The 19,644-nt window shown below is 54.6% G+C and carries 14 protein-coding genes and 3 pseudogenes; 10 read left to right on the top strand and 7 right to left on the bottom strand.

Annotated elements, in window-relative coordinates; all coding sequences use genetic code 11:
* Positions 1-67 precede the first annotated feature (67 nt).
* From ABLQ08_RS30930 to ABLQ08_RS30965, 8 genes and pseudogenes are all read left to right on the top strand, one after another.
* Positions 68-1,357: an MFS transporter gene (locus tag ABLQ08_RS30930; protein WP_352950555.1), complete on the top strand. Its 1,290-nt coding sequence runs from the start codon at positions 68-70 to the stop codon at positions 1,355-1,357.
* 27 nt (positions 1,358-1,384) lie between these two features.
* Positions 1,385-3,583: a TonB-dependent receptor gene (locus tag ABLQ08_RS30935; protein ID WP_352950557.1), complete on the top strand. Its 2,199-nt coding sequence runs from the start codon at positions 1,385-1,387 to the stop codon at positions 3,581-3,583.
* A 319-nt stretch (positions 3,584-3,902) separates the two neighbouring features.
* Positions 3,903-4,979, top strand: a complete 1,077-nt coding sequence (locus ABLQ08_RS30940) for a siderophore-interacting protein (RefSeq protein WP_352950581.1) — start codon at positions 3,903-3,905, stop codon at positions 4,977-4,979.
* A 103-nt stretch (positions 4,980-5,082) separates the two neighbouring features.
* Positions 5,083-5,724 carry a TetR/AcrR family transcriptional regulator gene (locus ABLQ08_RS30945; protein ID WP_352950559.1) on the top strand — a complete coding sequence of 214 codons (642 nt, stop codon included), beginning with the start codon at positions 5,083-5,085 and terminating at the stop codon, positions 5,722-5,724.
* Positions 5,725-5,873: 149 nt separating this feature from the next.
* A complete protein-coding gene (locus ABLQ08_RS30950) occupies positions 5,874-6,269 on the top strand; it encodes a YbaN family protein (RefSeq protein WP_352950561.1) in 396 nt (131 codons plus the stop codon).
* A gap of 344 nt (positions 6,270-6,613) precedes the next feature.
* Entirely contained in the window at positions 6,614-6,943 is a 330-nt protein-coding gene (locus tag ABLQ08_RS30955; RefSeq protein WP_352950563.1) for a hypothetical protein, read from the top strand.
* Positions 6,944-7,136: 193 nt separating this feature from the next.
* A pseudogene (locus ABLQ08_RS30960) lies at positions 7,137-7,289 on the top strand (hypothetical protein); the annotation flags it as partial.
* A gap of 393 nt (positions 7,290-7,682) precedes the next feature.
* A pseudogene (locus ABLQ08_RS30965) lies at positions 7,683-7,838 on the top strand (IS6 family transposase); the annotation flags it as partial.
* A gap of 70 nt (positions 7,839-7,908) precedes the next feature.
* Here ABLQ08_RS30965 and ABLQ08_RS30970 read toward each other — a convergent pair.
* The 6 genes from ABLQ08_RS30970 to ABLQ08_RS30995 all read right to left on the bottom strand — a co-directional run bounded on the left by ABLQ08_RS30970 (position 7,909) and on the right by ABLQ08_RS30995 (position 15,472).
* On the bottom strand, positions 7,909-9,129 hold the full coding sequence (locus ABLQ08_RS30970; RefSeq protein WP_352950564.1) for a cystathionine beta-lyase: 1,221 nt from the start codon (positions 9,127-9,129) through the stop codon (positions 7,909-7,911).
* On the bottom strand, positions 9,119-9,805 hold the full coding sequence (locus ABLQ08_RS30975; protein ID WP_352950566.1) for an HAD family hydrolase: 687 nt from the start codon (positions 9,803-9,805) through the stop codon (positions 9,119-9,121). The genes ABLQ08_RS30970 and ABLQ08_RS30975 overlap by 11 nt, the downstream gene beginning before the upstream one ends.
* Before the next feature lie 75 nt (positions 9,806-9,880).
* Entirely contained in the window at positions 9,881-11,689 is a 1,809-nt protein-coding gene (locus tag ABLQ08_RS30980) for an aminopeptidase P family protein (protein WP_352950568.1), read from the bottom strand.
* A gap of 78 nt (positions 11,690-11,767) precedes the next feature.
* A complete protein-coding gene (locus ABLQ08_RS30985; RefSeq protein ID WP_352950570.1) occupies positions 11,768-13,108 on the bottom strand; it encodes an aminotransferase class I/II-fold pyridoxal phosphate-dependent enzyme in 1,341 nt (446 codons plus the stop codon).
* Between the two features lies 1 nt (position 13,109).
* A complete protein-coding gene (locus ABLQ08_RS30990; protein WP_352950572.1) occupies positions 13,110-14,087 on the bottom strand; it encodes an ATP-grasp domain-containing protein in 978 nt (325 codons plus the stop codon).
* A 275-nt stretch (positions 14,088-14,362) separates the two neighbouring features.
* The gene (locus ABLQ08_RS30995; RefSeq protein ID WP_352950573.1) at positions 14,363-15,472 is read right to left on the bottom strand and encodes an ATP-grasp domain-containing protein; all 1,110 of its coding nucleotides are present in this window, start codon (positions 15,470-15,472) and stop codon (positions 14,363-14,365) included.
* Between the two features lie 653 nt (positions 15,473-16,125).
* Between ABLQ08_RS30995 and ABLQ08_RS31000 the strand changes: the two genes are divergently transcribed.
* Positions 16,126-17,322 carry an MFS transporter gene (locus tag ABLQ08_RS31000; protein ID WP_352950575.1) on the top strand — a complete coding sequence of 399 codons (1,197 nt, stop codon included), beginning with the start codon at positions 16,126-16,128 and terminating at the stop codon, positions 17,320-17,322.
* Positions 17,323-17,483: 161 nt separating this feature from the next.
* On the top strand, positions 17,484-18,428 hold the full coding sequence (locus tag ABLQ08_RS31005; RefSeq protein WP_352950577.1) for a nucleoside hydrolase: 945 nt from the start codon (positions 17,484-17,486) through the stop codon (positions 18,426-18,428).
* 232 nt (positions 18,429-18,660) lie between these two features.
* On the opposite strand, the pseudogene ABLQ08_RS31010 reads toward ABLQ08_RS31005, so the two are convergent.
* A pseudogene (locus ABLQ08_RS31010) lies at positions 18,661-19,427 on the bottom strand (IS6 family transposase).
* Positions 19,428-19,644 lie beyond the last annotated feature (217 nt).

The following is a 19,644-nucleotide window of genomic DNA, read 5'->3' on the forward strand; positions in this document are numbered from 1 at the left end:
TTTTTGAGTCTAGTTATTGGCAATCTTCAATGCGCCCGTTCGGGCGGACAATCAAGGTTGCCGATCCATGGGAGAGACCTCCAACTCTGGTCTTCTTTCGATAGCCGCTTTTCCGGCGCAGAGCTCACGTCTGGACCGCCGGGTCTGGCTTGTGTTGTTGAGCCTTTATGTTGCACAGGCGATTCCGGTCTATCTGGTTGCCGCTGCCCTGCCGCCGATCTTCCGCTCAAGAGGTATAGATCTGGTCTCGATCGGATCCATCGGCATCCTGATGCTGCCGTGGATCCTGAAGTTCCTCTGGGCGCCCTATGTCGACAGGTTCCACGTCGGGGCTCTGGGGCGCCGCCGCAGCTGGATCGTGCCGATGCAGCTTGTCTCGGTCGCCGTGATCCTCTTTCTGAGCACGATCTATCCGGAAGACAATCTCGGCGTCTTTTTCCCCGTACTGATGCTGCTTGCCCTGTGCGCGGCCACACAGGACATCGCGACCGATGGATATGCGGTCGAACATCTGCCGAAAGAACAGCAGCCGCTTGGAAATGCCATTCAAGGAGGCAGCGTCGCAGCTGGCGTGTTGATAGGAGGATCGCTGACGCTGTTCGTCTATGATGCCGAGGGCTGGCCGGTCGCGCTGAAAACTGCCGCAATCCTGTCGGCGCTCTGCCTGCTGCCGATCCTGTTTGTTTCTGAAAGTATCGGCCTTCGCAAGAGGGCGGAGGAGACCAGACCCGTTCCATCATTGAGGGCATTTGTGAAGCGGCCTCATGCGTTGGCTCTGCTGGGATTCGCCCTGGTTTTTCGCCTGCCGGAAGGACTGGTGAAAGGGATGGAGCAGGCGTTTCTGGTCGATCAGGGCTTCAGTCTGTCCCAGATTGGTCTGATCAGCGGTGGTGCGGCAGCCTGTGTCGGACTTGGAGGGTCGGCGGTCGCGGTTGTTGTTATCAAGTCTTTCGGACTGCGCAGCTTCTTCTGGACCATAGGCCTGAGCCGGACGTTGTGTTTTGCCGGATATGCCGCCTTTGCATGGCAGGTTTTCGGGGTTTCGGAATCATCCTTTGCGGTGCTGATCGGCCTGTCGGCCTTCAACACATTTATCCGCTACATGGAACTTGTCGGCCTTTACACCGCGTTCATGCGCTTTGCCTCCCTGGACCAGGCCGGAACGGATTTCACATTCCTGTCGTGCTCCAATTTGCTGGTCTACATGATTGGCAGCATGGCGGCCGGTGTCATTGGTCAAGCCTTTGGCTTTTCATTCCTATTTTCCCTTGCCGTTGGTCTTTCGGTCGTCAGCATCCTGATCGCAATGCGATGTCTGCCGTGGTCGATAAGCCAGCCGGAAAATCAAAAAACATAGACTAAGACAATCTGACAGGAGCCTGCCGTGTTGCGAGTGAAAACACCGCTGCAAACACCCAAGTTGTGCCTGGTGACAACTGCCAGCGCGATCATACTGATGTCGTCCGGCCTTACTGCAATCGCGCAGGACGTCTCAACAGCGACGGAGGTTGACGAGCTCGACCTGATCGTCATCAACTCCGCCCGGTCCAAGGGGGATCTTTCCACAACACCCGGCTCGGTTCAGATCATCGAGCAGGAAGAGCTGCGCGAAAGCCTTCTGGCAAGCCGAAACCTGAACGAGTTTCTTGGCAAATATGTGCCCGGCCTGACACCCAGCAACGGAACGCTGGCCGGAAGCGGACAGACCCTTCGCGGACGCTCGGTCCAGGTTCTCGTCAATGGCGCACCGCGCAACATCGCGCTTCGAAACAATTCGCGGACATTGTCATTGATCGATCCGAACTCGATCGAGCGGATCGAGATCATCAACGGCGCAAGCGCCGTATATGGTGACGGTGCGACCGGCGGCGTCATCAACATCATCACCAAGACCCCGACGGAGGAAGGTCTGCACGGGGCGGTGATGACCAACATCTCGACGACGGAGCATTCCGTAGTCGATGGTGCCCACACGACGACAAGCGCTGACCTGTCTTACGCCAAAGATCAACTGACGTTGCAGTTGAACGGTCGTTTCCAGACGACCGGTGATATGTATGACGGCGATGGTAAACAGATCCCTGAAGATCCGATGATCGGCCAGGGCGGCGGTTCCGGAATTCAGCAGGTCAATCTGTCGGGGACAGCCGGATATGAAGGCGAAGCGTTCGACGCCAGTCTCTATGGTTCATGGGTCTACCTGAACCAGTATCTCGACTACTTCTCCGACTATACGACTGTTCCCGTTTCAGTGGACAAGAATGCCCCTTACACAGGTGAACCGACCCACGAAGACACGAAGAATGTCTCCGCTACGTTCAATTTCTACGATGTGCCGGTCGGCGAGATCAAACTGGAAGCCTATTATAACGACAGCGAAAAACGCGCGAGTTTCGTTCGTGCAGACCCTGTCTCGAACCCGTTCGTCTATTCTGATCCGGGTGTGGTGCAATCACCGGATTCCCAGTCGGTTCTCTATGCAAAACAGGCTGGTGTCCGCTCAACAGTTCAGACGCCGCTGGACATTGTTCTGGATGGGGCGCAGGTCACCTGGGGGTTAGATTACTCCTACAACGATGTCTCTCAAACGCTGCTGGATGGCCGCGACATCATTGCGCCGATGACACAGCACGCCTATGCGGGCTTTGCGCAGCTGGACATTCCGGTGACCACTTTCCTGGATGTCAAAGCGGGTGTGCGTTACGAGCGTTTTGATCTCGATATTTCGACCTTCGTGCGCCCGGCAGCGAACTATCTGGTTTCGTCAACTTTTGCTGTGCCGTTCTCGGCTGCCACGGTCTACGGTGCCGATACCAGTTATTCCGCAACCGTCTTCAATGCTGGCGCGGTCGCTCACATCACCGACGATCTGGATGCGTTCGCCAATTTCTCGCAAGGTTATTCCGTGCCGGATATTGGTGCCTTCACACGGCGCGCAGTGAACACTTCCAATCCGTTCCAGACCGAGTTCGATTATTCCGACATCGCACCGGACGCGGCGATCGTGAACAATTACGAGATTGGCGTCCGATACAATACCGTCAGAACGTCGCTCAATGCCTCCGTCTTTGTTTCAACCTCGGACAAGGGTACCAACATAACCGCGGATGCGCTGACACTCAGCCAGAACAAGGAGCGGATCTGGGGGGCGGAACTTACCGTCGACCAACTCGTGACAGACCAGTGGAACGTTGGGGCGGTCCTTGCCTATACCGAAGGTGTCTGGGACCAGGACGGGGACGGCAAGCTGGACGACGACCTGCCCAACAGCCGGATCGGTGCACCCTTCAGGGCAACGCTCTACTCCGGTTACGATTTCGACAATGGTTTCAAGGTCTACGGCGAAGCCCTGTTCACGTCCGGGCGGGACGCGGATGATGGCGGTACCCGTCAGATGAAGGTGAAGCCGACGTTCACGGTGAACAGCCGCGTTGGTTACGATACCGACTGGGGCGAATTTCAGCTCGGTGTCGACAATATTTTCGACCGTTACCAGTACAATCCGACGGCAAGCTCGCTGCGCAATGCCCAGATTGCCGCAGAAGGTCGTCGGTTCTATGCGACATTCCGCAAAACATTCTGAGATTTTGCTCGCATTTCTCGCGTGAGCCGGTTTCCCCGGCTCACGTTTTTGGTGTATGGAACTGGCAGCCACGGCACGATCAACTCCGCTGCAACAGCGCGCGCTGCCACAGCCAGAAATTCCCGGAAACGTCGACAATGCATTGCTTTCATCGTGTCTGAACAAGACCCGGTGAAGTCGTTGTTTGCGCTGACATTTGACGCGACATGCAAAGGCATCTCGGTCATCAGGCCTGCCGATTTGTTTCCGGGGCGAATGTTTCCAGCAGCTGTAGCGATGTTGCCGTCGCGCGAAAGATCGAGGGCCGAGTTTGAATACGATGCCATGTCAGTCTCACCGCTCAATTGCCTATATGCCTCTTTCGGGGGCTGACCAGGCGTTTGAGCAACTGGTGGTCGATGTTGAAGAGCACGATGTGGTTCTGGAGCGACCGGGGGCAAGAGTTGCCAGGATCCTCGTCGGCGACAGTTTGATCGAGGTCGGGTCGGATGGTTCCGGAATATCGCTCAAAGTGTCGGCCGTATCCCAAAGCATTCTGTACTTCCTGAAGGAAGCGGCTGTGAGATACATGACGGAGCTTGATGCGCCGGCAGCCGAGAAGCTCAGATGGAAAGACGATGCAGCGCCTGCTTTGAACGATGGTGTGCCTGCGAATTTTCATGAGTTGACGCTGGCTGCAAAAAGCGAGCCCTTGCCGGGCTTGATCCGTCTGCGCCTGAACGCCAAGGGCAATTTGGACGTCCTCTCCGGACCGGGCATTCATGTCAAGCTGATGCTTCCTCTCCATTCGGGCCGGGTACCGGTCTGGCCAAAAATGGCTGCAAATGGAACAACCAGCTGGCCGAGTGGGAAAGACGCGCTTCACGTGCGCTATTACACGATCCGATCCGCGGACCCTGCCAATGGTCACCTGGACATCGACATCGTGCGGCACGAAGGCGGTGTGATCGCGGAGTGGGCGGAAGCCGCGAGTGAAGGAGATCGGATCGGACTGCTCGGACCGAGCGGCCGCGAGCGACCACAGTCCGGCGATAATGTGATCTTTGCTGGTGACCAGACCGCCTTGCCGGCCCTTGCGCGCATGGTGGAGGATCTGCCGGAAGACGTCTCAGGACATCTAGTCGGCGAAGCGGAGAGCTATGAGGAACTGAGGCACTATCTGCCGAATTCCGATCTAGTCGTTCATGCAATTCCACCCGCCCGGTTTCAAGCCGACGTCCTCGACGTTTGCAGAACGGTGTCGGCAGGCGAAAAGCTGCACTTCGCGTGGTTTGCAGGCGAATACAAAAACGCGCAGGCCATGCGCAAGTTCTTCAAGTCGGAACTCGGCCTTGGCAAGGGAAGTCAGTTTTCAATTACATATTGGCGAAAGGGAGTCTCTCTGAAAGCAGACTGATCCTGCGGAATTCGGCATGAGCCGAATTGGAGAGGTTTCATACATCAGTGCGCTGTCTATAAGACAGTCACTGAATACGTAAATGATTGAGGGGAGAGGCAGAGTGTCTGCGACAACGGGAGCATCCGTCAAAAAGCGGAAGATTGCGCAACAGGAGCGCTCGAAGGCGAAGGTTCAGCTCATTCTCGACACGACACTTGCGATGCTCAACGAGGGGCCGGCGGACAGAATAACGACGAATGAAATTGCCAAGAGGGCAGGCATCAGCATCGGTTCGCTCTATCAGTTTTTTCCGAAGAAAGACGCGATTTTCTACGAGCTGTTCAGCCAGTGGCTACAGCAAACGGTGGATCTGCTTGATGAGGTCGGCGAAAAGTTCGACGGCAGCGAAAGCCTGGAAGAACTGTCCGATGCGGTGTTCGAGTGCTTGTCGCGGGACGACACGATCAACTCACCCGGTCACTGGCAGTTGCTTCGTGCGATGGGCAGTACTGAAGAGCTGGTTGCTCTTGAAGCGCACCATCAGAAGGAAGTTTTCCGCCGCATCGTCGCCTTTCAGGAAAAATTCGGCCGCAAGATTCCAATGCAACAGGCGGAAGTTCTGGCGACTTTGCAGCATCATGTCACCGTCGGATGCCTCGCGGCGGTCGCACAGGTCGGAGACCACGCGGAAAGAGTTGCCGTTCTGGACTGGGGCAAGAAGACCATGCGGTTGGTCTATGACATTGAGAGACTGAACTCTTGAGCATGGGCGCTGAAGCAAGTCCCGCGCATTCGGTTGATCCATCTTTTCAATCGAGCGTCAATCCACCGGCGATTTGACATAGATCAAAGTTCGGGATGCCGAATGGGCGATAAAACCTGAATAGTAAACTCCAGTTAAAGGCGTGCCACTTGAAAGACGTTTTGAACGATGTCGCTCCAGCAGCAAGGCGGGCGTTCTGGTTCTGTCTGGGACTGCTTGCGCTCGGACTTGGTGGGCTGGGAGTGGTGTTGCCCGTTTTGCCGACCACGCCCTTCGTTATCCTGGCCGCCTTTGCATTCGGCAAAAGCTCACCTCAGCTGCAGGCAATTCTGGAAAACAGCAGTGTGTTCGGGCCGATCATTGCCGACTGGCGCGCCAGCGGCGCCATCGCCCTGCGCTACAAGATCATTTCCATTTCAATGATGGCTCTGGTGTTCGGTCTCAGCGTTGTCATGGCCGTCTCACCGATCATTCTGATCGTCCAGGCCGTCTGCATGACCGGCGCTGCCGCTTTCATTCTCACCCGGCCAAGTTCTGCTGATTGATCTCAGTGTTTCTGTTATGCCGTTGCCTTTTTGCAAACCAATTGGCCTCGGTGGCACGGTCCGTATTGTTTCTGCAGGCATCTTGTCGCATTTGGCGCAACTGCAACAATCTAAGCGCGAATCTATTGCAATTACTCTCGAGTTTGTGCCAGTGCTTGGCAAACAATTGGGCTAGGGTGTTTTATGCTGAAAAATCTTCTCGGAATTTCCGGGTTGTTTCGCTTGCCTTCTTGGCGAGCTGCGCTTCCACGTCGGTGACGCCGATTTCGAAAAACCAAGTTCTGATTTCAACAAGTGCTGCTCCGGCTTGCGGAACAAAGGGCGCAGCGCAAGTGGCATCCCAGATGGCGGCGGTAGCAACGCTTCGCGCAGGTTATCAACGGTATGTCATCCAGGGCGGTGGCGTACAAAACAACACAAGAGTTGTTTCGACTGGCCCAACTTACGCAACGACCTACGGGTCAGCATCGGTTTACGGAAACACAGCCTACGGTTCTTCGACGACCTTCTTTGGAGGGCAGACTTCATACCTTGCAGGAAGCAACAACGCCGAGTTTGCGATTATGATGTTCAATCCTGGTGAGCCCGGATACGCAAACGGCATCGACGCAAAGACCGTGCTCGGCAAGGAATGGGAAACAAAAGTCCGAGAAGGGATAAATACCTGCGGCTAGCGCGCTGAATGGAGTACGAAGCTGCGTTTTTTGCTTCGAAGCGAGCGCCTACGGAAGTCAGGCAGAATGCAACAAGTCTTCAAAAAATCAACAGTAGAATAAAGCTCTTAAGAAACTTGGTGACCCCGACGGATTCGAACCTGTGACCCTCGGAGAAGACCCTGCAGAGGAACGGGACGCCAAGCGCCAGGCAGTGACGCTTTCGAAGCTGGTGGAGCTCTTCGTTGAGGGACACGGTCCAAAGCTGAAGGCAGCAAGCCTGACGAATTACGAGTCAGCTCTGAATAAACACGTACTGCCAGTGCTCGGAAAGCGGCCAGCCGAGGCAATCACCACCAAGGACCTGAACAAGTTCCATATCGGCCTTGTTGAACATCCGTTTAATGCCAATAGGGTGATCGCCTACCTTGGCAGTGTGTTCAGCTGGGGGGCTGTCAATGGCTATGTCCCGGAGGCCTTCAATCCAGCCCGGGCCGTCAAGCGATTCAGAGAGCAAGGGCGTCAGCGATACCTAAGTGACGAAGAACTGGCGAGATTGGGTAGCGCCCTTGTTCTTGCAGAGACCGACGGTTTACCGTGGAACATTAAGGCAACCGGCGACAGGCGCAAACACGTTGCGAAAGATAACAAATCGATCGTCTATCCATCCCACGTCACCAATGCCATTCGCTTGTTGTTGATGACGGGTTGCCGGCTGCGAGAGATCCTTCACCTGCAGTGGAAGGAGGTGGACATAGGTCGTGGCCTGCGCAAGGGACAGGCCGGTATCTCCAACTTTTCAAACGATATCCTTGGTGAAGCCCACATTGTCGAGAGAACATTCGGCATCGATCCATGTGCTCTCTCTGAAGCCGTAACCATGCTCGAAAACCATCTTCAGGATGTCAAAGCTTGAGCCGAGGGGCTCCAACAGGCCGAAATCCGTCTAAAGTCAATCTTTGCAACAGAGCCAGCCTGACTGCTTGTTAACGTGACAAGCTCGTTTTTATTGCTTGGCCAAGGTCTTCGATTAGATCCTCGACAGCTTCCAAACCGACATTCAATCGAACCAGGCGGTGACAGTCGTTTCGGTTGCGCCGTTTCATTTGGGGATACGCCATAACCAGACTTGTGGTGCCACCCCAACCAAAGCCGATCTTGAAAAGCCGCAAGGCGTCAACAAACCGCGCGATGCGTTCAACAGTCCATGTTTCGCCAAAAACAACTGAAAACACGCTTGAACTACCCGTGTAATCCCGTTGCCAGATTTTATGCCCGGGACAGTCCGGAAAGGCTGGATGCAAGACGGCCGCGACGTCGGACTGTTGCTTCAGCCAAGTGGCCACCGTCATGGAAGCATGTTCCAAATGCGCAAGGCGGATCGCCAGGGTTTGAAGCCCTCTCAAAGCGAGGGCACAATCGTCGGGCGATGCTGCCATCCCCAATCTATCATGGACCTGGGCGATACGTTCAGCGGCCGCGCTGCTGCCAACGGACACAGTCCCAAGCAAGACATCGCTATGCCCTCCAACATACTTTGTCAGCGCCTGGACGCTGACCTCCACCCCGGATGAAAATGCATCGAAAAACAGACCGGCTGCGTATGTGTTATCCAAGGCGACCTTGATGCCTGCCGCCCGCGCTGCCATTGCGATCGCGGGAACATCCTGAATTTCCATCGTGATCGAACCGGGACTTTCACACCAAATCAGTGACGTGTTTTGACGAAACAGATTCGCAATGCCGCTGCCGATCAACGGATCATAGAGCTCCATCTCGATGCCGAGACCGGCGAGCAGGTCATCGCCCAGTTTGCGGCTTGGGCGATAAACGCTTTCCGGCACAAGCACATGCGATCCCGATCCGCAATAGGCGAGGTAAGTGAGCGCGATGGCCGCCTGACCACAGGGAACCACGAAACACTTTCGCGCGCCCTCCAATTCCGCGATCCGCGCCCCAAGCTCAAGTGTGGTGGGTGTCCCGGACGTGCCGTAGACATATCCATCTCCCGGCGGTTTGGAGGCCAACGCATCCGACAGGCTCTCAAACACCACTGTCGAGCCTCGCTGAATGGCGGGTGTCAGAGACGTGAAACCCTTTGGTACGACGCAGTCGGACTGCACCAGCCGAGTGCGCCAGTCCTTTCGGGCAGAGCTGGTTTGAGCGGCTGCGGCCACCAGCCGACTTGGATTTGGCTTATCGTACATCTTGAAATCCGGTCACTGGAGAAAGAGACAACAAACGCGCACGGACTTCGTTCAAGTCCGATGCGATGAAGAGGCACTGATCCCTGGTCATTTCGGTTGGAGGCAAGAGATCCGGGACCATTACCACCGGCATCCCGGCGGCAGTGGCGCTGAGGATGCCGGCATAGGAATCCTCCAGAACAAGGCATTGCGCAGGGGGGATGTCCAATAGATCCGCGACGCGAAGAAAAGGATCAGGCGCGGGCTTGGAATTCGAATAGTCCCCGGCTGCGACGATCACGTCGAACAGGTCAGCGAGCGCATGGAGGGAGAAGTAGTAATAGACAGTGGAAGGTTTCGAGGACGTGCAAACCGCCGTACATAAGTGATTGCTCCTGGCCCAGTGGAGGAGCTGTTTTACGCCCGGCTTGAGCTGCAGCCTCGGCTTGGCGTCATCGAAGTGCCTGCACCAGACCGCGTGAAGACGATCGACCTCTGCTTCGGAGCCGACCTTCTCCAAAATTTTCATGCGGTTCTTCTTCCACGCATGCCCCACAAGTGCCAAGGCATCTGCCGGCTGAAAGGCATGGCCCGTCTCTTCAGCTGCCTTGAGGAAGGAGTCGCAATAGAGCCGCTCGCTATCGATCAGCACGCCGTCCATGTCAAAAACAACTGCTGAGATGGTCAAGGAAGTCATCCCGTGAACCCGTGGTTTGATCGGCACACGCAGTGCGCGGAGGTGTTGAGAGCTGGCTGTCTGGCGGAGAGTTCCTCACCTTTCGACCGGCGGATCGAGTAATGGCCTGCAAGCGCGGGAAAGCCATTCTTGCTCGGACGGGTCAAGAGAAGGCGACAGCGTCTGCCGAATTTTCTCATGATAGTCGTCGATCCAGCGTCGCTCTTGTGCTGTCAACTGCTCGAGCTCAATCAGGCTTCGGTCGAATGGCACCAGGGTAAGAACATCGAACCTCAAGAAAGGCCGTTTCTGAGAGGCATGAGGAGCCTGAACAACTACCGCCAGGTTTTCCAGCCGGACGCCAAACTGTCCGACCTCGTAACAACCAGGCTCTATCGATAAGATCATGCCCTCTTCGATGGGAAGAGGCCGCGCGTTCCTGCCAATCCTCACAGGGCCTTCATGTACTGAAAGATAGCTACCGACACCGTGGCCGGTGTCTTGGTCGAAATCGAGCCCAACCTGCCACAGAGCAACTCTGGAGAGGCTGTCGATGTGGTGCCCGCAGATGCCGGCCGGGAAAACGAGTGATGCCACGGCGATATGGCCTTTTAACACTCTCGTGTATCGATCACGAAGCTTCAGGGGTGGCTGTGAGGGGCCAGGCCACACAGCCCGCGCCGAATCCGTGGTCCCGCCGAGGAATTGGCCACCGGTGTCAAACAGATAGATCTCGTCTTCACAAATGGGGCGGTTGGAGGTCTCGTCCGGGCAATAAAGAACACTTGCGCTGTGGTGTCCGACAGACGAAATCGCCGGAAAGGATGGCCCCTTGTAGGCTGCCATCTCCTGACGCAGAGACTCGAGTTTGGCTGAGCACGACATTTCCGTTTCGCTGGCGGGGCTGGTTTCGAACCACTGCAAAAAACGGCATAAGGCGACACCGTCATCGATATGGCATGCGCGCGCGAGCTTTTGCTCAACGTCGTTCTTTCGTGCTTTCGGGAGATGACACGGATCGATGGCCTCGACAACCGTCGCGCCGGCCTTGCGAAGCGTATCGCTGAACCAAGAGGCGTGGCGTGCGGTGTCTACACCAACCCGCTTCCCCGATAGAAGTGAAAGCGATTGCTGGAGCTGCTCGCGCGGCTTGCAGTCGACCTCCGGACCCAGCCAGTGCCTCGTTTCCTGAGGAAGCTTATCAGTTGCCATAAACAGATCGACGCGGGCATCGCAGTGGACCAAGGCGAATCCCAAAGCGACGGGTAGGTAAGGAATGTCACTGCCTCGGATGTTGAGCAACCAGGCGATCGATGCCGGATCGGCCAGCACAGCCGCCGAGAGCCCGGCATCCCTCAATGTTTCTGCAACGCGCCGGCGTTTGCTTATCGAGGTCTCGCCAGCAAGTTCGATGGGGTAGGGCAACGCTGGGTGCAAAGGAAATCCAGGACGTTCTTTCCAGATCCGGTCAATCGGATTTGCAGGCAGTGCGACGCAGTTCAGTCCGTGCTTGATATAAGCGTTCAGAGCTTGCTCGCTGATCAACCACGGGTCATATCCGAGACGCCCATCAACGAGACGCTCCAAAAGCCATTGAGCCGCAGATGTCGGTGTAAAGAGATGCCGCTCCCAAAGCTTACCGTCGGTTTCCTGTTTAAGCTGGTCTATCCAAAGACCTGACGTAAAAATGGCTGTTTCGTGTTCCAGTACAAACGCCACACCCACGTTCCCGGTAAACCCCGTGAGCCATTCCAGCCGGCTCGCTGAAGGTGGAGCGTATTCCGCGAGATGCTCGTCGGACCGCGGTACCATCAACCCAGCAAGTTGGTGTTGCCGCATGAATTCGCGGACAGCTGCTACGCGATCCGAAGAAAGTGCGAGATCGTTCTCTAGTGATACCAACATAACATTCCCTCGGAGTGGGGCCGATTCTCGGGCACGAACAGAGCCGGCGGACCGTGAGGATTCTGCGCGGTTCCGCATTTACGACGAGGCGTCGCTCCAGCTGTCCAATCCCTGCCGGAGGCGGCTCAGGTAGTCGGCGAAATTGTTTTCCCAAGACAGATTGATCCTGAGACCAATCCGCTCCGGATAGATTTCCTGCCAGGCACGCTGCGTGCCACCGAAGGCATGCATCGTGTTGACCCATACCTTGGAGCGTTCGCTTAGGTGTTTGGAGAAGGCCAGGGTTCGCTCGGGCGTCGGCGACAAAAAGCGTAGGTTCGGAAAGCAGGTGAAGCCCGATCGGAAGGCTTCGAGATTTTCAAAGATATCGGTGAGTTTATCTTGCAGGGTTACGAAGTTGGTCCTGATGACCTCTCGCTGACGCGCGAAGATCTCCGTTGCTTCACGCTCAAAGATCGGACGGCCGCTTTCAAAGAGCGCCATTTCATCCAGCAACGGCGCAAGACCGGCATGTTCTTTCGCCACGCCGCTTTCGACCGCGAGGCAATAGGCATAGAACAGCATCGCGTAGCAAGACAGCGGTCCGACCTGGACATATCTTTGCTCAACCCGCTTTTTCAAAAAGCTGAGGAGCTTCTGATCTCTTGTAATCACAATTCCAGACCGCAACCCGGGCAGACCCAGGTCTTTTGACAAGGTCATGAGAAGACAGGAATTGATCAGATCTCGTTCGTTCGCGACTTTGCGAAGCTCGGTCCTTGTGCGGGCTCCCGCAACGTCCATTGTCTGGCACGTCGTGTCCACGATGACGAAATCGCATTCCGTGTCGGACAAATGGGAGGGAGGCTCGATGTTCTGTGCCCCCGAAATTCCTTCCGGAACATTCCGCAACAGAAAACGACGTTCTTTCGGTTTCTTTTCCCGGACCTGACCCGATGAAGAGGCAACGCCTTCGCCATAATAATGATCGATATGAAGTCCGTTCCCGAGGATTGCCAGCTCGTATCCGTAGTAACTTGCAAGCGGTATGGCGCCCTGACGAATGCCTTCCATGCGGCAGTATTCGAACAGCATATCGAGCGCGTCGGTGCTGCCGTAGCAATAAACGATGTTCTCCGCCGTCAGATCGTCCCGTTCCAGGTACAGGCATAGAATTTCCGCGATTTGAGCGGCGCAGCGGTCGTTCAGATGGTACCGGCTCAGTTGGCCGCTCGATATACTGTATCGCAGCAGGCCCATCGCCGCTTCATTGAGAACAGGCGATTGACTGAACTGGCTCACGCCGCTGCTCAGAAGATGCGGTCGGTCTTCGCGTTTGACGCCAGCCATGCATTGGCGCCAGTTTTCCCAATAATATTCGACACAGAAGGGGCGATTGGGCGCTTCCGCCTGACCGGAAGTCGAGAGCGTCTTCACCATATCAGGCCACCTTGAGCGGGTTGGCTCCGGCGCTGATGCGCCGGAAAGCATCGTTCAGGACCCTGAAGTCCCGGTGGAAGCCGTCGATTTGGCAGGACTTGTATTTGATACTCGTAGGCTGAACCGCAGTTTCGCCCGGCAGCATTTCCCCTGACATGTGAAGTTCGACGTCATTGGCCGGATAGGCGTAGCCTTGCACAAGTCCGGGTTTTTGCGGCCAAATCATCCAGAACCCGTGGGTGAGTTCGTCTTGCGGCAGATCTGGGCACTGGCCCAAGGCGATTTGCAGATCGACGTCAACATAATTGATGCCGTATGTCCGCAAATAGACATGATGTTGCGTGATGCCCGGCGTGCGCGGTCCGGCTTCCAAATAACAAAGTTCTCCGGACTTGTTTCGGAAAACCTCCATGTGAATAGAGCCGTCACTCAGCCCGAGCGCATGAAGCGCTTCAGTTCCGAATGCATTTATTTGCTGAAAGGTTTCGTCGGTCCTGGGCAAAGAAATGGATCCGGTCGGAAGGCCAGAAAGAAATTTCAGCATTGGGTTGCAATACTTCCACACGTAAGTGCCGACTATGCTTCCCTTCAAGACAAAGGCGTCGAAATGGTAGAGATCACCGTCGAAAAACTCCTCGACCTCAAACATGTCGGAGACCTTTGGACTCTTGAGCCAAGCATCGAATTCGCTCTCCGAACGGATGTGTGACACACCAACACAGCCCGATGCACCGAGCGGTTTGATGATGATGGACGGTCCAAACTCGCCTGTAAGTGCGGCAAAGCCGCGTCGAAGAGACGTCAACTCCTCCACACGGTAGGTCCTGCCTTTCGGGACGCGCAATCCGCGCGCAGATACTTTGGATTTCGCCTTTGCCTTGTCAGCTATGGCGTCGACGTCTTCGATCCTGCGTCCCGGTGTACCGAATTCGGTTCTCAAAGCGCCGCAAAACCTTGCATACTCGTCGACCGTCGTCACAATTCGCAGAAGTCTTGCGGATGCGGCTGCCTCAAGCTCCCGGTAAAGAGGCTTTGGTATCGCGCTTATTTCGATATGAGAGAGGCCATCGCGAACCAAGTAATCCAGATAAAAACAGTCGTCGACTTTCTGAACAATATCAGGTGGTAATTTTCCTTTGTATTTGGAAGACGTCAGAACAATGATTTTGGATTTGTTCGCTGATTTAATGTTTTCGAAGTCATACTTAATTAAGTGAGACGGGGTGCTTACTATCAACAAGGTCTGATTCGACATTATTCTATCCCATTGAACAATGGTGCTGTATTTGAGTTCGACAATCCGATAATCGCTCGTGCCACTGCAGCCTTGCTATCCAGCTCAACGAGGCTGTTGGCCACCATCGTGACCCTTGTTGTCGCCCAGATTCCCTCGGAGAGCTTGCCGGCGTATTTGAAACCGGAAGCGGTATCAGGAAGCGCAAATTCGGCAGAAAAGCGCGAAGCATTTACAAAGACTGTGCGGTCTTCCGATTGGTCACCGGACAGTTCTATCAATCTTGTGAAGTTCACTTGGCAAGCCAGCAGGTTCATTCTAAGCGTCGCCGAAATCCTGGGGTTTATCTCCAGCAGATAAATGCGGTCTTCCGACAAGATGAACTCGAGTTCAGCGATGCCCTGAATTTCGGCGGCAACCGCAATTTCCGCTGCCGCTTCATTGAGTGCTTGCAATTCGGTCGTCGTCAGGGGAGGGGCGGGGCAGTGCCGGACACGCTTGCAGGGATGTTTCCCGTCCATCGAGGTCACGCCTTTTTCGACAGCCTCAAGGACGTGCGTCGAGCGTCCCATCCTCCACAGGTTTACTGAGACCTCCCTGCCTTGGATGTGCGGCTGCAACATCCAGTTTCCACTACTTTCTTGATGGGCAGACAGGATGTCGTCGAGGTCGGAGAGGTCATGAGCAACTGCGAAGCCGTCTCCTTCGGTCCCGGACGATTTTTTCATAACGACACCACAATCGCCGGATTGGATCAAAGAGCGGGCAGCCTGAGCCGTTAATTCCGGGATTGGGCTTACATGCGGGGATCGGGATGCAAGCTGCGCCATTAAGCGTTTGTCATACGCAAGTTCTATGGCAACCGAGCTTTGACAGATCACGGGCAAATGAAGCTCACGTTCCAGGTCGCGCGCCCAGCCGGCGTCTCTGTTCAGCGTCAGATGGTGGCTGAGAAAGATGACGGTTGAGGGCTTAACCTGTGCCACCGTCGCAACGAGAGCCTCATAGTCGGCGGGGCAGGAAATGACCGCGGACAATGAATTGGTCGGAGCGACGAAATCGCTGATCCAGGCTTGCCAGGACTGAGATCCCAAGACCAACAACACTACATTTTGGTTGCTTGATTCCATTACTTCAACTCAAGGTTAAGCGATTGTCGCAGTTAAAGAATTCGCAAAGGCACATATCCTTGCGAGGTTTCGACGAGGGGGCATTCTTTCCTTTTGCTGGCCGTCGGATGGGTCTTCGGAGAAGGAGGTTTAGGATGCAACTAATACGAGAATTGATTCGAGATTAGCTAATAGATAGAGGATAATGTCAAGATTATATATATTCGCGAATTTTATGTGGAAGAGTTCGATTTTAGATCGAATCAATTAAAGCTTTAGATTGTAGCTTAGAAAAATTCTAACTTTAATAATGTTAATAGATGTCAGAATTTGAAAAATATATATTTTACTTAAATTATTAAATTGTTTTTACAAATATTAGCGGTCACTGAAGATATTATGACTATCTATTTTACAGAAAAATATTATACGATTACGATATATTGATTCTTCGCTGATGAAAGTATTTGTTAATCCGACGGACACTTTGGCCTGTCAACGTCATAAAAATCTCGACAATAGCTGGTTAGAGGTGATTTTCCTCAAGTCTGGGGTGTGGTGTGAATGAAATATACTTGCACAGGTTGCAGGATGGGCGCATTAATGCAACCTCGAATCGATCGGGCGATTCAGGCATCCGTCCGGCATTCGCGCATTTTTGTTAAGAGGCTCATGTGTCACCAATTTGCTGGACCCGGAATAATAAGGACTGGCTGATCCCGTTCGTTCTTGTATTTGCTGCGCAATTTTTCTCGATTTTGGTCAACACGCTTTTTATCAACTTGCCGCATTTCATCCTGAACCAGGGTGGTACGTTGTCTGATATCGGATTGGTCGCCATTGCCGGTGGCGCTGGAACCCTGCTCGTCAGACCGGGCGCAGGATGGTTAACCGATCGCAAGGGGCGCAGAGTGGTGTTCCTTTGCGGCTCGATTGTCCATGCATTGGCAACTTCAAGCTTCTTGCTGATCGACCACTATGGACCTTCGCTGCTGGTCGCGCGCGCTCTTCAATTCGCCGGTCAAGCTGCGTTGACCGGCGCGATGATGACGGTGGCCTCGGATCTGCTACCTAGTCCTTACCGTACGCGTGGGTTTGCCGTCTTCATGATGACGGGGATGGGCGCGCTTGGAATTGGCCCGTTCCTCGGTCAGGTCCTGATTGAATTGGGGACATTCAAATTGGTGGTCATAACGTCTTGCGCGCTTGCTTGGTTGTGCGTTGGGTGCCTGTTGGGCGTAGGGGAAACCATGGGCCAGGATCGAACTCGGGGCATTGGCATGTTGCAGCTGTCCTACAACAAGCACTTGCTCCCGATCTGGATTGCTGCCTTTGCCTTTTCGCTCGCCTATTCTGTCCTCCCAATCTTCCTGGATGCCTTTTCGGAGCAGGTGGCAGCAGGACTGACGGGGCCGTACTTCTTGGTGTTCGCCGTTGCTGCGGCAACAGTCCGGCTGCTGTTCGGCAACCTACCCACCAAATTCGGCGTCAATAGAGTCTTGATGATGTCAATGGTGCTGCTCGCCGCCGGGCTACTCTGCATGAACGCGCAGATCGGCATCGCGCCGTTTTTGATATCGGCGATATTTATCGGCGTTGCCAACGGCTATCTGACGCCCATTTTCAGCTTGTTGACTGCGAACCGGACGGATCAGTCCTCGAGGGGGAGGGCCTTCGCTCTGCTGACGACGCTCATGGATCTTGGTCCACTGATTGCCGGTTTGCTGTTCGGGATCGTCGCGGAACGGTTCGGGTTCTCTGTCGTGTTTTATTGCGCAGCCGCCGTTGCCACCATTGGCCTTCTGCTTTTCATCAACCGGGAACGGGCGTCTGAACGCGGTTTGCTTCAGGCCACAGCCATTGAAGGGTGACAGCGGAAAGTCTTGAAAGGCGCACAGGCGGGAAGAGGTGAGTCCGCTTCAAGGCGTTTGCCGATTAGGTGGCGATTGGATGAAAATTCCTTCTTTGGGGCGACCACGATTTGCGAGGCTTTGCCGTCCTCAAGGGGAGGAAATCATGATGGAACAGGTGCATGCGAAAGAAAGTGATACTTGACGTAGACACCGGAGCCGATGATGCGATTGCCATCATGCTGGCTGCAACGTGTCGTGAGATGGACCTTGTTGCGTGCACTACAGTTTACGGAAACAGGCACGTTGATCAGACCACAACCAACACATTGGCGGTACTCGACCACATCGGGCGGCAGGATGTACCGGTCTTCAAAGGAGCCGATCGCCCACTCGTCAAGACTAACAATATGGATTATGCGTCCGACAACGACGGGGCACCGAGTTCGAATTTGCCGGTCAAGTGGAGCCATCGGCAGGAAGACAGGCAGCCCGCGGCGGACTTCCTGGTTGAAACATTTCGAACCGCAAAGGAACCAATATCGCTTGTCGCGCTCGCACCGCTTACCAACATCGCGACCTGTCTTGCAATGGAGCCAAAGTTCACTGAGCTTGTGCCCGATATTGTCATCATGGGGGGAGCTCACAATGGGGGCAATATGACTCCGGCGGCGGAGTTCAATATATGGCACGATCCCGATGCGGCGGAGGCCGTGTTTTCCGCTGGTTTTAAGACCATCACTCTGGTGACCCTCGATGCAACGCACCAGGCACTGGTTGCTCGGGCCGATTGTGACCGGTTGGCGTCTTCCAAAACCGCTGCATCGCAGGCCACCGCAGCGATCATCAGGCAGCTTATCAACGCCTATGACAGGTCTGAAGAACAGATCAGCACAGGCACGGCTCCGGTGCATGATGCGCTCGCTGTGGCAAGTCTTCTGAGGCCAAATTTACTGCGCAAATGCCAAGGGGCTGTGAATGTAGAAACGCTCGCTTCCCCCAATATCGGTCAAACAACAATCGACCTGAAGTGTAAGGGTGCAGCCGCGCGGACAGTTGAGATTGCACTAAACGCAGATGGCCCTGAATTTGTCCGATATCTCACAGTTGCTCTAACAGGCTGTTGAAAAAGTTGTCATCCGGAGTCGATTTTGTTGTTTTAGACCGTTCTGACAGCGCCTTGTCGAAAATAACTAACAGAGAACATTGATCTTTTCGGATCTCGTTCAACCTGATTTCGCACTGAAGTAGGAGGCAAAAACCTATTTCAACACCCTGCTAAGCCATTCTACCGTCAGGTGACGGCTCTGTTGCAAAACTTGAATTTGGTTGGTTTGCAGCCTTTACCATTCCTTCGGTTCAAACTTCGACATCCTGAAGATGGATTTCGAGCATGTTCACGGCCTCGGAAAGGGCACATGGACCGATGTTGAAGGCTCGTTCGACGATGCGAGCCTCATCGAGAATGTCATTCGTGAAGTGAAGATGCCAGCTTGGCCCTTGCGCAGAGCACGCATGACCTCAAAACCCATGATTGTCGCATAGGCGGACTTCAACGATTTGAACCCACGCACTGGCCGGATCAATTGTTTCAGTTTGCCGTGATCGGCTTCAACGACGTTGTTCAGATACTTGACCTGGCGATGCTCGGTGTCTTCGGGGCATTTGCCTTCTGCCTTCAATTCGGAAATGGCTGCGCCGTAGGTTGGCGCCTTGTCAGTGTTGATCGTATGAGGCTTTTCCCAGTCTTTCAGCCCTCTTAAGGCTTTGCCAAGAAACCGCTTTGCCGCTTTGGTATTGCGGGTGGCAGAGAGGTAGAAATCGATGGTGTTGCCGTACTTGTCTACCGCCCGGTAGAGATACGTCCACTTCCCGCGAACCTTGATGTAGGTTTCGTCGACGCGCCAACTGCCCGAAGCCGGCCGACGCCATTGCCAACGCAACCGTTTTTCAATTTCAGGGGCATAGGTCTGAACTCAGCGGTAGCCCGTGGCGTGATCAACGCGCACACCGCGCTCGGCCATCATCTGTTCAAGGTCCCGGTAACTGATCCCGTAACGGCAATACCAGCGAACCGCCCACAACACGACTTCGCCGCTGAAATGACGGCCTTTGAATGCACTCATGAAATCAACAGCCTAATCTGAAAGGCTGCTTCTCGCACCAAGCTCAGTGATTTGCAACAGAGCCGATCACCTTGAAAATAAACATAAAATTGAAAGCGGATCTCATGAACAGCTTTACGATGACTCTAATATTTAGTACGTCTGCAGAATTGCATGACGAGTTCTTTTTTCTGAAACAAATGTGTTCGATGGGCTCGTTCTAAGGATACGAGCAAAT

This window comes from Roseibium sp. SCP14 (genome assembly GCF_040329475.1).
Lineage (GTDB): Bacteria > Pseudomonadota > Alphaproteobacteria > Rhizobiales > Stappiaceae > Roseibium.